Genomic DNA, 12732 nt, shown 5'->3' with positions numbered 1-12732 from the left:
CAGGTTTGTGGAAATTCAGAATTGCTTGGCTGGAAACGGTAGTGCGTTTTGGGGCATCCCATTGCCCGGGGGGCCAAGGAAATCCGTGACACGTGCTCTTATGCCCTCTCTGTTCACAGTTTCACATTCCCAGATCACCAAGACGCGCCAACCTGCATCTATTAGCGTGGCTGTGTTCTTTGCATCCCGCTCTACATTGCGGGCAAGTTTGCCTTGCCAATAGGCTGAATTTGATTTGGGCCGGTTTGTCCGTTTGCAATCCGACGCATCGTGCTGATGCCAAAAGCACCCGTGGACGAAAAGGACTGCCCTACGTGACGGAAACACGAGGTCTGGTTTACCGGGCAAGTCCTTCCGGTGCAGCCGATACCGGTAACCCATTGCATGGCACAGTCGGCGCACGCGCATTTCTGGTGCGGATTTGTTAGACTTGATCCGCCGCATGTTCTCTGAGCGGGTTTCGGGTGATACACGATCCATGGTCAACATTCTGCGGTTGAATTGGGCATTGATACCAGACTCGCAACATGTATTCATGCCCACATGGCGTTAAAAGTGACCGAGTTCTTCGGGTTCACCCCACTGGACCCGGCAGCGCGCCCCTACGTTGAGGGACTGAAGTGTCCCTTCGTGGACGGGAAGTGCATAAAACCTGAACACGGCGCGTGTTCGGTTGAGCCGCTGACACTTGCGGAGCCCGTCATATGCTGCCCAAATCGGATGTACGGGGAGGGCTTCCTTGCACTGAAAGACTTGGCCCAAGAGGCCTTCGGTTCGGGATGCACCCTAATCCGCCCGAATGAAGCACAGGACCGAATTGCCGGGCTGGGCGATCCTCTCACCGGGAACGAAGTTGTTGTATTCGGGAAGTATTGGGGAAAGGAGCTACCGTTGCCGCGCCCGAAGGGGAAGGGAGCCAAGACGGCCAGTGCCTATTACGTTGATTGGGTGCTGGCCCGGCTCGATGCTGCTGGCGATCTGAGCGAGATTATCGCCGTCGAGGTCCAGACAATCGACACCACAGGCAGCTACCGCGACCAATCCGAAACGTTCTTTCAGGGAAGGGCATATGCTGACGCGTCTGGCAGAATTCCCGGTTTCAGCAACGCCGGAATGAATTGGGAGAACGTGAACAAGCGCATCCTGCCCCAGTTGATCTACAAGGGCCATGTTCTGCGCCGGGAAGAGCTTTGCCGCAAGGGCCTGTTCTTCGTCTGCCCGAAACAGGTCTATGATCGTATCCGCGACCGGCTAGGGGGTCATCTGCACGACTACCGCCCCGGACAAGGTACGATTACGTTTCGAAGCTATGAACTTGGTGTAGAGGGAGCAGCGGGAACCCATCGTACCATGACATTGCATGGTCAGTTCACGACAACCGTTGACCAAGTGGCCTTGGCGTTTACGTCGCCTATGAATCTTCCGGACGCGGATGTTTATGCTGCTGCAATCCGAAACGCCTTGAATCGGTAGTTCAGAGAATTCGTTGAGGTTTGAAAATGCCGGTTCTTGATTTCAAAGAAATTCCTGAGGCGCATGTTGCGGACGGACGGCAGGATACCTTTGAACTGTTTGCGAGGGATGTACTCAGCTTCATTGGTTTTACAGTTGTCGCTGCACCTGATCGGGGCGCCGACGGCGGGAAAGACCTAATTGTCGAAGAGCGGCGTACCGGCGTTGGGGGCGAAACAGTTCTAAGATGGTTGGTTAGCTGCAAGCACAAAGCGTTCAGCGGGAAGTCTGTTAGCCCTGCGGACGATTCCAATATTCAGGACCGCGTAGCCGCCAATAAGTGCCAAGGCTTCCTTGGTTTCTACTCGACTTTACCAAGCGCCGGGCTTGGTGGGATTCTTGCGGGCCTCAATATCGAAACTCAGGTGTTTGACCGGGAACGGATTGAAGGTGAACTCCTGCATTCCGCAAAGGGTCTTGAAATCGCCGAGAGGTACTTTCCGGAATCTTTGGCGGTATGGAAAACTGAAAACCCAAGCCCAGCCAAAATTTTCGCGGACCAGTCATCACTAAGGTGCCACGTTTGCGATAAAGAGTTGTTGGAACAGGACGACAAGGGAATTGTAACGCTCTGGCAGGAAATGAAGGACGGTGACTATTCTCGACCAGATAGTTACCACCACGTATTCTGGACGTGTCGTGGTCATTGTGATCGCGTTTTGAAAGACCGAATGAGGGATGAAAGATTAATTGACGGCTGGGAAGACATTTCCGACGTGATGATGCCAACAATCTACGTCAAATGGACGATGAGCATCATGAATGAATTGCGGTCTGGTGTGACGTATTCCGACGAGGCCTTTGAAGCGTTGAAGGAATTCCTTCTGCAGGTCTATCCCTACGTGGCACGGGACCTTTCCACAAACGAGCGGGAACGAGTGAAGACGCTTTCGGGAATTCCCGCTTTCCTTGGCGGATTGGGCTACTAAGCGCTTAGCAAATTCGTCTCGACGCTATCCAAGGGACGCAACCAGTTCGTTTTCGCGGGTATCAGCAAGGGCAGATTCTGCAAAGAGTATTGCTTCACCGATCTTCCTGCCCAACATCGGGGGTACCGCATTTCCAACCTGAACGTATTGTTCGGTTCGTGGACCTTCGAACCGGAACCAATCAGGGAAAGATTGAATTCGGGCCGCTTCACGCACAGTAATGCTACGATCCTGTTCGGGGTGGATGTAGGCACCCCAGTGTACGTCGCACTTGGTCAAGACTGTGCAGGACTGTTCGTCCCACTTCATCCGACCATATCGCTTTGTATGGTCGCTGCGTTTGGCTCGCTTCATCCCGGCAGGTAGCAAATCAAATGGAATATCGCGCCAGCTACCGCCTTGCGGGATATGCTGCATCCGCTCGATATTAATAGCGCCAAGGCGCGGCGCGGCATGGTTGTAGACGGCATTTGAACCGGCCCGCAACTCGCGCTGGTAGTCTGACTTCGGTTCCGACGCATAGCCGCATACACCGGCGTCTTCGCCGTTGCTGAGGCTGGGGAGGTCTGACAGGGCGTCGTGGATTGTCGTCAACGGCGATAACCCCTCACCGTGCGTCCTTTCAGGCCAGACGATAGGCAGCCCAATCCGGTTTGCGATGAACACTACGCGGCGGCGTTCCTGCGGAATGCCGTAGTCTTCGGCACGAAGGATTTGCGCTTCGACGTTGTAGCCAAGTTCCTTGATCCCGGCCAAAACGCCTTGGAACGCTTCGCCTTCACCGGCGGACATGATCCCGGTGACGTTTTCCATCACAAGCCATTTCGGCATGAGGCCTTCCACAATCCGAAGGTATTCGCGGAACAAATGGCTACGTTCATCGTGCATACCGCGCTGATGGTTGTAGACCGAATACCCCTGACAGGGCGGTCCTCCCGCAAGACAATCCAACTCGCCCTTTTTCAGGCCAGTGGCTTTTAGGAAATCGGATGCATCAAGGTCCCGAATGGACCCTTCTAGGAAATATGCTTCTTTGTGTGTTGCGACGAACGTAGCCCCAGCGAATGGGTCAATATCGTTACCGGCAACGATAGAATACCCAGCTTGGCGAAGCCCCTCGGACAGGCCGCCTGCGCCGCAGAACAGGTCGATTGCAGTTGGTCGGTTCATTGTGGTCCCCTTCGTCCGGTCGCCGGTCTGGGTAGCGGCAAACCCGGTTCCTCATGCCGATTCCGGTCAAGATACTCGGAAACGGCCTGCCGTATCACCCACGAAAGCGACACATCCCTATCCTCAGCAATCTGGGTTAACAAATCGTGGTCACTGTCAGTGAATGAGACTGTGACCCTAGATGATTTTTGAGCGGCTGCCAAGGTATGTTCCGGCTTTGTTCCTGCGGTGCGATTTTCCGCATAGTGCATCACTTTGATGATGTTGTCACCAGAAATCATCGCCCCAAACATCGACCGAAACCACAGTTGGATTGACATTTGCGTTGCAATGAGGTATTAAAATACCACATTGTTGGTGCTGCGGGGCAGCTTCACAGCGTGCCGGTGGTGCGGTGCCTTTTCAGGGCAATGAGCAATCTCCAATCATCGAGAACCAACATGGACTACACCCTTTCCATGCGGGACGTGGCCGTTGCCTGCGGACTTTCGGATTTCAGTTGCCGCAAGTTTTTCCGCGACCCCGCTCTTCGGAACTTTACCGCACAACCCGGCCCAAATGGCGGGCGGCCTCGCCGGTACTGGCGTCTTGCTTCTCTGGTGCCCGTCCTGCGTCAGCAGGTGTGGTTCACGCCAGAAATGGAAACCGAACTGGCACACCTTGACCTACAACAACGGAACAAAGGAAATGACTAACACACCTCGCATCACCCGCAACTCATTGCACGCCGGAGAGCGTGCCCGCCTCGAAAAAATCGAGAATTCTTTCCGCGTACATGCCGCTGCTTTGCACGGCGATTCACTGAGCCCGATCATGGTGGATACGCTGGTGAATAGCCTCGTTGGCGACCCTCGCGTTTTTCATCATTTGGTCACTGGCGGCACCGAAGAAATCAATCCCGACGACGCAGCGGTTATGCGCGGGTTCTCCCGCGCCCTTATTCAGGGCGATGACATGGCCCAACGCAACCTCGAATTCAGTTCAGCCACCCGTCGCGCTGAGCTTGAATCCATGTTCTTCGCATCCTTGAAGCCGGGCGAAGCCCTCGCCATGCAGCGGCGGGGCAACGATGTGCTTTCCCGTGCGAAAGAAGCGTATATTTCGGAACGGCTCGATGAACGCTTTGCCTGAACCCGGTAGCAATCCGCTTAATGGCCGGGCAGAACGCTTCGCGCGTTTGGTCGGTATCGACGGGCTCACCTACCTTGCCGCATGGTGCGAGTCCGCGGAAGGATACCCGAAGCCGGAACCGACGCCCTCCGCAAGGGTTCAGGCCAGTCGAATGGCGGCAAAAACGGCGGATCGCCGGGCGTGGTTGGCCAAGCGGAAAGCTGATGCTGCCGCGCCGCGTGAGATCAACACGTCGCCACAATCTATCCTGTTGCTCATGGATGACGTCAGCACTGCTCTCATGCACGCTGCAAAAGTGGCCAGTGCGCACGGTGCTGATCGGCTGAGCACCGCCCTGAAAGCCAGCTTGACCCGGCACGTTGGAAGGCATGCGCGAGTCTCTCAGCGCGTAGAGCGCCCCGCTATTGATACCAATGATCCAGACGGTGCCGAAACGTTTGCCCGGCGCATCTTGGAGATTAGCTGATGAGCACGCAACTGGAAGCCTTGGTCTTTGTCTGCACCACCTCTCTTTCAGAGTTGAAAGCGCTGACCGCTTCTTTGGATGACACAGACCCGCGCATTATCGACGCACGGATTCGGCAGATCGAAGCCTGCGCCTCAACCTTGTCGAGTGGACTTGACCGTTTGTCGAAGACTTTGGACGATCTTCCGCCCGAGACGGGAGTGCCAAACAATGGACCCCAACCACCGGTAGATGACGGTGGGCTCCTGTTGCACGCCGCTCAGCGCCTTTTTGAGTTCCTTCCCAATGACAACTGACCGGAATTCTTTGCCTTGGTGCGCAACTCTGATCCGTCCGATGCCTGCTGGAACCGTTGTGAACCCTACAGAGGCGCAAGCCCTTTTTGGGCGGCACTGGGACCCCGGAGAGGCTTACATTGTTTGTGGGGACGGTACAGCGCGCCGTGTGGTGACGGAAGACCGCGCGCGAGAGCAAAGCCTGAACTGGATCATGCGCGCCGAGGCCTGCCGGAACGGTCATTTCGCTCTGCGGCGGCTCGGGCGGAACGGTCCACCAGCCTGCCGCGAATGTGAGCGCGCATCCAAACGCCGCGCCCGGCAACGACGTACAGTAAATCGCTCGGGATGAGCGACCCAATACCCGACCAACACAAGCACTCCAACCCGACAGGAGAAACCTAAATGGAAACCTGACCATGCAAATCAATCTCAATCGTGCCAAACGCTCGAAACTTCACACTGCGATGCGGGATGCCATCGGGGTTGGAGCCGATCCCACAGATACAGAGGAAGTAATGCTGTCCGGCTTCATCGAGGCGTTTTGCTGGGCTGATTACCCCGGCGAAGCCTTTGAACTGGCCCGCGCGTTGGATGCACATATCTATAGCGATCTTCACCGTTCTGACTTTTGTTTCGTCACAGTAGACGCCTGTGAGTTGCGCGACGCGCTGGGGGCCAAATCAGTGAACATGGCGCTCCGTATGTGCGGCATGCGCCCGCGTCAGCGGGGGAGTCGCATCATCTGGTCCGATGCTCCGGGTAACGAACCGACCATGACTGTAACCCTTCCTGCTGACCTGTTGGACCGTTGGAATGAAGACGTTTGAACTGGGACCATTGGGGCAATTCTTCGGGCAGTGGGGCGAGTGTGCCGACGTTCGTTTGCCCTGCTGCCTTGTCAGCCGTAATGCCCGGTTTTCCCATGAGTGCCGGACACGAGAAGACTTGTGTAAGACCTTGCAGCTTCATGCGGATGCCGATGGGGTCAGCATCCGGGATGTGGGTGAACTGGTGTCTTGGGTACTGGGTGACGATGTTCCGCCGAAACCGATCCGCCGAAATGTCGGTCATGTCGCGGTGGATGCGACGTGGTTTCTCTACTGAAATGCAAAAGGCGAGGGCCTGAACGACCCTCGCCAGTCTTATTTGCGCAACCGGATATGGAGATCGTCCGGTGTGAACCTAAACGCCACTTTTTCTTACCATTTTTTCCTATCTGACGCAAGATTTGACGGTTGCATTTTCCGGCTCCAATTGCAATTTCCACCAAGCTAAACTTTTGATATAACACGATTTTTTTAGACCGAATCGTGAAAATTGCTGGACATGGGCCTGCGTCCGTGGCAATTATGCGGCAACTGGGGTTTTAACCGACCTCGTTCTTGCACCGTCCACGGTTGATCGTCCGTGGACACCCCCGCGCTGGGATTGGATTTCATCCTTTCCCATTAGAACCTAAAGCGCAGCCAATCACCGACGAAGCCTTGAACGCGGAGTTTTTCGCGAAGGGCGACGTGTATCTACCCGACTGAAGTCGGCAAGAAATCCGTTTCGACGGAGTGGTATCGGCTGCCGAATTTCGGAGAATCTGAACATGGCGAAGACTGCCACCAAAAAATACCAAGAGTACGGCCCGGACGTAGCCGCCAAGTTGGAAGAAGCGTACGACGCTCTTTCCCAGATTCCTAAACACCACAAAACCCCGGAGGATGCCGACAAGGTAATGAAACCGCTGATCGAGGCGGAGAAGATGGCGCTGGGCGGTATCGAAACTGACTCGCTGAATGCATGGCTCCCCCGCGTGGATTTTCTGGGGTTGGTTAAACAGCGTTTCTCAGTTCGTGGCGGAGTGAATCGCAAAGCCGTCGCCCGTTGGGCGGCTTTGGCCGGGGTCAAGATGGACCCTGTAAGCCTGCCGCAGGAGCGGCCCCGTCTGACGGTTGTGAATTCTGACCAGTTGAAAACCTCCAAGGCCGGTTCAGAGACCAAACAGAAATCAGCAAAACCGAAACTCGAAAAGACCAAAGACCAGACCTCACAACCGCTGACGCGGACTCGTGACGAGGTAGACGCGGATATTCGTGCCGCAGACATCAGCCCCGACACTACAGAAGCCCAGTTGGTCAAATTCCTCGGTGAACGGATCGGAGCCGACAAGCCGACCCGCGCTCACTATACTGAGGCGCTGGCAAAGAGCGGTGGAGGCTTCACCAACCTCCCCAAAACCGATGTGCGCCACCTCTGGCGCACCGCTGGTAAGGCCGGGGAGCCGGGTGCTGAAGACAACGAAGCGATCCCAGTTGTAAACCAATGGGGCTTCCCGGATATGGTGGAGGATGGGACACGGCGGATCGAAGGAGCCAACGCAAAGAAGCCCACAATCTTCCGCTATATGGATGAACCCGCGCATATCGAAACGTCTTCGGCGGGCTTGCCTCGCATTCGTCCGCTGATCGAAAAGCAGCACAAGGTGCTGCTGAATAACGTCTCAGCGTGGCAGCACGCTCGCACCACAGCAGGTGGGGACGAAGTCAAACGCAGGGTTTCGGTTCCAGACGATGTGAATGCTCAAATCTATGGCAATATGCGCACGCGTTGGCCGGTTCTTCGCGGTATCACCTCGACGCCGACATTCGCGTTCAATGGCAGCCTGATCCACACGCCGGGTCTGCATGACAGCGGAATCTACTATTCCCCTGACTGGAAGATGGACCTGCCCCGTGTCGACACCAAGCCCTCTGAGGAAGACGTGCGGGAGGCCGTCCGGCTTCTCGTCGAAGAGGTGTTCGCTGACTTCCCGCTTGGAGGCATGCAACGCGACGAGATCGTGGAAACGGTGCTCAATGGTGAGGGTGTTCCTGCGGTGGCAAACCTTCTGGCGATGCTGTTGACTATGTTCTGCCGTGAAATGTTCACAGGGTCGCCGGTGCCCGGTATGTTGGTTGGCAAGCCTCAGCCCGGCACCGGAGCATCGCTGTTGATGGACGTGTTTTCCATCATCGCCACCGGCAGCGAAGTGCCAGCTATGTCGCTTCCCACATCCAAGGAAGAAATGGTCAAGACTCTCCTGACCGTGATGACCGATGGTTCGGTGCTCTGCAACTTCGACAACGTTGACAAGCGTATCAACAGCGGCGAACTGGCCTCGGTCCTGACAGCACCGAAGTACAAAGGACGCAAACTCGGTGACAACGAGTCTATCGAAGCTGAGGTGCGGGTGCTCCTGACGTTCACGGGCAACCATGTCCAAATGACCGGTGAACTTGTGCGCCGTCTGGTGCTGGTCGATCTGGATGCGAAAACCGCTCATCCAGAAAAACGTGCGGGGTGGCGGCACCCGGACATTCGCAAATATGCTCGGGATAACCGTGGACGGCTGGTCTGGGCGTGTTTGACGTTGATCCAGAACTGGGTGGCAAGCGGTATGAAGCGCGATGAAAGCGCCGTGCTCAACAGCTATGAGAACTGGTCCGGCGTGATCGGCGGCATTCTGAATGACGCTGGCGTTAAGGGCTTTCTCGGCAACCGCGTGCAGTTGGAGGCATCCGCCAAGGATAGCGCAACCCTTGCCAAGGAGAAATTCATCTTCGAACTGGCGGCATGCTATTCCGACGGGCAGCCATTCCGTGTAGCGACGGATTCGGATCGGGTGGACAAACCGGGCAAGGTGCCGTCGCTGATCGGAATCGCCGATAAGGAGAACGAGGCAAACGACGGCTTCCCGATCCTGCTGGAAAACAGTGGCTACGACAAGGAAACGGGGCGGTTCTTCAAGGACAAGGCGGCCGGACCGTTTGGAAAGATGATGGTGCGGTTTGCCGACGAAACACATGAAACCGTGGTGGACGGCACACGGTACGAAGTGACTTTCGTGGAACGCAAGTTGCGTACCGGTGCCACGGAATACGTGATGCGCAAACAGCCTGCCAAGTGATACCGGCCCGCGTCAGCGGGCGCACTATTTGGCCCGCTGACGCATTAACTCTCAACAATGCTGGTCATGAGTATCGAAAACTTGCTGGGGATTGCCTATCTCGTATTCGATAACTGATTTTCTCGGAACCTAGCATGTATTTAGCCGATGCTTTGCTGCGCTCGACCAGCAGTGACCCCAATCTTTCTCAGATGCGATCACGCTTGGAAGACGCAGAGCTATTCGCGGTTGAGGCAAGTGCAATGACGCTGTGCCACGAGCTTCGGTTGGAAAGCGCCGGGCAATTAGAGCGGATTTCCGGCATCATCTGCGCACACCCCAGAACAATTTTTGCCGAGACTTCCACAAAGGTGCTGGCCCCCCTCCTGATGCGGGTCATGCATATGGACGAGCCCCTTGCACAGCAGTTAATCAAAACCTTCCCGCGCATCGGTGTTTTGATGGTGCCCGATGGCAACGAAGTCGAACTAACGCTGGCGTGGATAAATGGGGAAATCCCGCACCGAAAATGGTCGGCAGATTGGCGTACGCGACTTGTTGGCGTCGGAACATGGCGCGTTCGATTGAGCACGTCCGAGCCTTTTCCTTTTCAGTCACCGGACGCCATGCTCGCAGCAGCATTCCACAGACCAGAAGTCGACGTTTTCATCCGAGCATTTGAGCAAGATGGTATCCCGTACGATGATGCGGTGCACATGGCATGGATGACGAACAGGTTGCTTGCACTTGGCGGGACACCCGACCAAGATGCACATGGTTGGGACGGGGTGCTACGTACAGTTGCGATTGCCGCAGCAATAGCGCTTGGAGCAATCCTTCAGGTAGAAGCCCCAGAATTGAAGCGCGATCAGCGTTCTGCAGCCAATCCGCGTTCGCGTCGACCGGCACGTACTAAGAAAGCCGTTTACGAAGACAGATCCTTTGAAGACCGCCTCTCCATAGTCACGCTGCGCCTCACCGATCCCGAAATACAGCGATGGTATGAGACACCGGCACAAGCCGAACGTCGAAAGCGAAAAACGGCTGCTCGCCACCTTGTGCGAGGGCATTTGTTTGCGACCCGATGGGGCGGGATCGCATGGCGTAAACCTCACTGGCGGGGAGACCCGAACAGAAAAACTCTTCACCGCGTGATCTAAGGCCCGTCGAACAGCGGAGAGCAGTGCATAACGACAAACGGATTGTCATAGGGGGCAGCATAGGGCGCGAAATGCGCCCCCTATGCAGTTTTGCCCAACGTTTGTTGGGTCTCACGGGTCCTGCATATGGGTGCATAGGGGCAATGGCCAATCAAGAGCACTTTCAAATCCAATTTTTCAATCCTCGCTCCCGCCGGTCGCCAAGATAAAACCAGAGCAGAGTGTCGTGCAGCGTTGCACTACCCCTATGCACCGCCACGCACCCTATGCAGGCCGTGGGATTGTTGAAAATGCCGCATTGGTATGGCAGTTACCGCTAATGCAATCAAACCGGCGCTCTTGTGCAGTTGCGGTCCGGTTCGCGTGGGCGAGCCAGTTAACAAGGTTGCGGGAAGTTTCAGTTTGAAAAACTGACCCAGAAACACCGACCAAAGTCCCACAGAGACTCGCCTGACAGGATTTTATGCCAGCTTTTGTTGCGATACGCTGAGAATGCGCAGGCATGAACCTTGGTGCCGAGATTGGAGCTTTTCGCTTAAGTCGTGGCTGTTTGGGCGTGCAGGACAAAATCAAATTCGTTAACACCTTAGTCTCGATGGGTGCCCCCTGCCTTTTGACAACCAGCCATTTTGACGAGTTCGCGTTTTTGCGCTGGGGAGCGTCATGACTTAATTGGTTCGCAGAGACTTCAATGAACTTCCCTCCGGGTGGACTTACATAACAAAAACCTCCTTGGGCAACGCAACGTTGGGCCGGGCGCAGCACTGAGAAAGCACGTGGGTTTCTGGGCCAGAGCAGGTCTCAATAGGCACGTACCCAGAAATACCGTGATATTGCACCCAGAATAGTATCAAAATACCTAGCGAATCATCCTATTGATACTATATCATGCCTTCTAGGGGCGTATGATACTGAGAGGTGTTCTGAAATGGAAAAATGGGGATACATCCGCGTGTCGGTAGATCGTGTCACCCAAGCGGCGGGTTGGGAGGACCAGATCGCCACACTGAAAGAGCTAGGCGTTGCCGACGAGAACTTGAACCCAGAGGAAGCCAGCACACGTGGTCCGCGTCCGGTGTTTGAGAACATGCTTGCCAAAGCGAACAGACTGGCGACTCCCGAGCGGAAAATCTGTATATGTGCGGCAAAGATGGACCGCGCATTTCGCGATTTGGCCGCCGCTGACGCGGCCATAACACACCCCGAGAACCCCAATGTGATTTGGCTTCTGCCCGACCTATCCAAGAACCCGCTGGACGCCGAAGACCCCACGCAGATGCTGCTTGTCAGGATGATGGGTGCTGTCGCTCAGTTCGAGCGAGATCGGTTGGCAGAGCGTAGGGCCTATGGCATCGCGAAGGCCAAACGGGATGGAAAATACAAGGGCCGCAAGCCAACCGCCCGCGCAAAAACGCCAGAAGTCCTCAAGCTCAGGGAACGTGGTTTCAAGCCGGACGAGATCGCCAAGCAGCTTGAGATTGGGCGTGCATCCGTCTTCCGCATTCTGCGGGATCACCGCGAAGGGATGGCACGGGGCCGCTGACGCGGCCCACCGTCACCCCGCCAACCCAACGATCGCCTGCGTGGCAGGCCAACGGCGCGAACCGTCCTTGGGCTTGTTGAAGCCTGTAGGCCGGACGTCCCCCGATGATTAAGATTTGAGGGACCCGTCCGGGTACCTACCCCGTGCGCCATCCGGCGCGGGGGCAACTGCGCGTGCGTAGCAGATCACCGAACGTTATCGTTAGCCACCGACGAAGGCGGGGACCCGCAGAGTGCAGTATAGGTGGACCCCCCCTTGCCGCCGGTTTCGTAGACTCAAAATTTGATACGGATGTTATCCGCGTGTTTCACAAGCTTCTGGTTGCCGTCAGTGTGAGAGGCGTCATTCCTCGACACGGCTGGTATGTTCACCGACCAGTGCATCGCGGATTTCCTTGAGTAGGGTCAGGCCCTTGTCGAGCGCTATGAACAGAATGCCCGAAATCACACTGCTTAGACCACTTGCCATCCAGATCACGTCTTGTTCGTTGTATCCGGCCCATACCGCAAGGGCACCCAAAATCATGCCCAACGCACCAATCAAACTGAGAATAAACATTCGCCACCATCTTTTCGCTTAGTTGAAATTGCTGACGTTACTCATAGTCCGTGGTCCCATAGTCTGCAACAA

15 protein-coding genes are annotated in these 12732 nt (G+C 55.9%); 11 read left to right on the top strand and 4 right to left on the bottom strand.

Annotated features, from left to right (window positions below; translation table 11 throughout):
• Positions 1-15: 15 nt before the first annotated feature.
• Positions 16-480: a very short patch repair endonuclease gene (locus EU803_RS16710; RefSeq protein ID WP_129685019.1), complete on the bottom strand. Its 465-nt coding sequence runs from the start codon at positions 478-480 to the stop codon at positions 16-18.
• 63 nt (positions 481-543) lie between these two features.
• Here EU803_RS16710 and EU803_RS16705 point away from each other — a divergent pair, with 63 nt between their 5' ends.
• Positions 544-1473 carry a NotI family restriction endonuclease gene (locus tag EU803_RS16705; protein ID WP_129684945.1) on the top strand — a complete coding sequence of 310 codons (930 nt, stop codon included), beginning with the start codon at positions 544-546 and terminating at the stop codon, positions 1471-1473.
• Between the two features lie 26 nt (positions 1474-1499).
• Positions 1500-2441: a restriction endonuclease gene (locus tag EU803_RS16700; RefSeq protein WP_129684943.1), complete on the top strand. Its 942-nt coding sequence runs from the start codon at positions 1500-1502 to the stop codon at positions 2439-2441.
• Positions 2442-2465: 24 nt separating this feature from the next.
• On the opposite strand, the gene EU803_RS16695 is transcribed toward EU803_RS16700, so the two are convergent.
• Together EU803_RS16695 and EU803_RS16690 are read right to left on the bottom strand one after the other, a co-directional pair.
• Complete coding sequence (locus EU803_RS16695) at positions 2466-3611, bottom strand: DNA cytosine methyltransferase (RefSeq protein ID WP_129684941.1); 1146 nt, start codon at positions 3609-3611, stop codon at positions 2466-2468.
• Entirely contained in the window at positions 3608-3931 is a 324-nt protein-coding gene (locus EU803_RS16690) for a ribbon-helix-helix domain-containing protein (protein WP_129684939.1), read from the bottom strand. The genes EU803_RS16695 and EU803_RS16690 overlap by 4 nt, the downstream gene beginning before the upstream one ends.
• A 120-nt stretch (positions 3932-4051) precedes the next feature.
• Between EU803_RS16690 and EU803_RS16685 the strand changes: the two genes are divergently transcribed.
• From EU803_RS16685 to EU803_RS16645, 9 genes are all read left to right on the top strand, one after another.
• Positions 4052-4306, top strand: a complete 255-nt coding sequence (locus EU803_RS16685; protein WP_129684937.1) for a hypothetical protein — start codon at positions 4052-4054, stop codon at positions 4304-4306.
• Positions 4272-4742, top strand: coding sequence for a hypothetical protein (locus EU803_RS16680; RefSeq protein WP_129684935.1), 471 nt, complete (start codon positions 4272-4274; stop codon positions 4740-4742). The genes EU803_RS16685 and EU803_RS16680 overlap by 35 nt, the downstream gene beginning before the upstream one ends.
• On the top strand, positions 4726-5208 hold the full coding sequence (locus EU803_RS16675) for a hypothetical protein (protein WP_129684933.1): 483 nt from the start codon (positions 4726-4728) through the stop codon (positions 5206-5208). The genes EU803_RS16680 and EU803_RS16675 overlap by 17 nt, the downstream gene beginning before the upstream one ends.
• Positions 5208-5504: a hypothetical protein gene (locus tag EU803_RS16670; RefSeq protein WP_129684931.1), complete on the top strand. Its 297-nt coding sequence runs from the start codon at positions 5208-5210 to the stop codon at positions 5502-5504. The genes EU803_RS16675 and EU803_RS16670 overlap by 1 nt, the downstream gene beginning before the upstream one ends.
• 398 nt (positions 5505-5902) lie before the next feature.
• Complete coding sequence (locus EU803_RS16665) at positions 5903-6313, top strand: hypothetical protein (RefSeq protein WP_129684928.1); 411 nt, start codon at positions 5903-5905, stop codon at positions 6311-6313.
• A gap of 130 nt (positions 6314-6443) precedes the next feature.
• Positions 6444-6590: a hypothetical protein gene (locus EU803_RS18770; protein ID WP_207209231.1), complete on the top strand. Its 147-nt coding sequence runs from the start codon at positions 6444-6446 to the stop codon at positions 6588-6590.
• Between the two features lie 490 nt (positions 6591-7080).
• On the top strand, positions 7081-9420 hold the full coding sequence (locus tag EU803_RS16655) for a hypothetical protein (protein ID WP_129684924.1): 2340 nt from the start codon (positions 7081-7083) through the stop codon (positions 9418-9420).
• 134 nt (positions 9421-9554) lie between these two features.
• Positions 9555-10559, top strand: a complete 1005-nt coding sequence (locus EU803_RS16650; RefSeq protein ID WP_129684922.1) for a hypothetical protein — start codon at positions 9555-9557, stop codon at positions 10557-10559.
• Between the two features lie 928 nt (positions 10560-11487).
• Positions 11488-12102, top strand: a complete 615-nt coding sequence (locus tag EU803_RS16645; RefSeq protein ID WP_129684920.1) for a recombinase family protein — start codon at positions 11488-11490, stop codon at positions 12100-12102.
• Between the two features lie 342 nt (positions 12103-12444).
• Here the strand turns inward: EU803_RS16645 and EU803_RS16640 are convergent, their stop codons facing one another.
• Entirely contained in the window at positions 12445-12660 is a 216-nt protein-coding gene (locus tag EU803_RS16640; RefSeq protein WP_129684918.1) for a hypothetical protein, read from the bottom strand.
• Positions 12661-12732: the final 72 nt, after the last annotated feature.

This window comes from Loktanella sp. IMCC34160, assembly GCF_004145845.1.
Classification (GTDB): domain Bacteria; phylum Pseudomonadota; class Alphaproteobacteria; order Rhodobacterales; family Rhodobacteraceae; genus SELP01.
The sequence above is the reverse complement of the archived record's forward strand: the minus strand, read 5'-3'. Positions and strand labels throughout refer to the sequence as shown.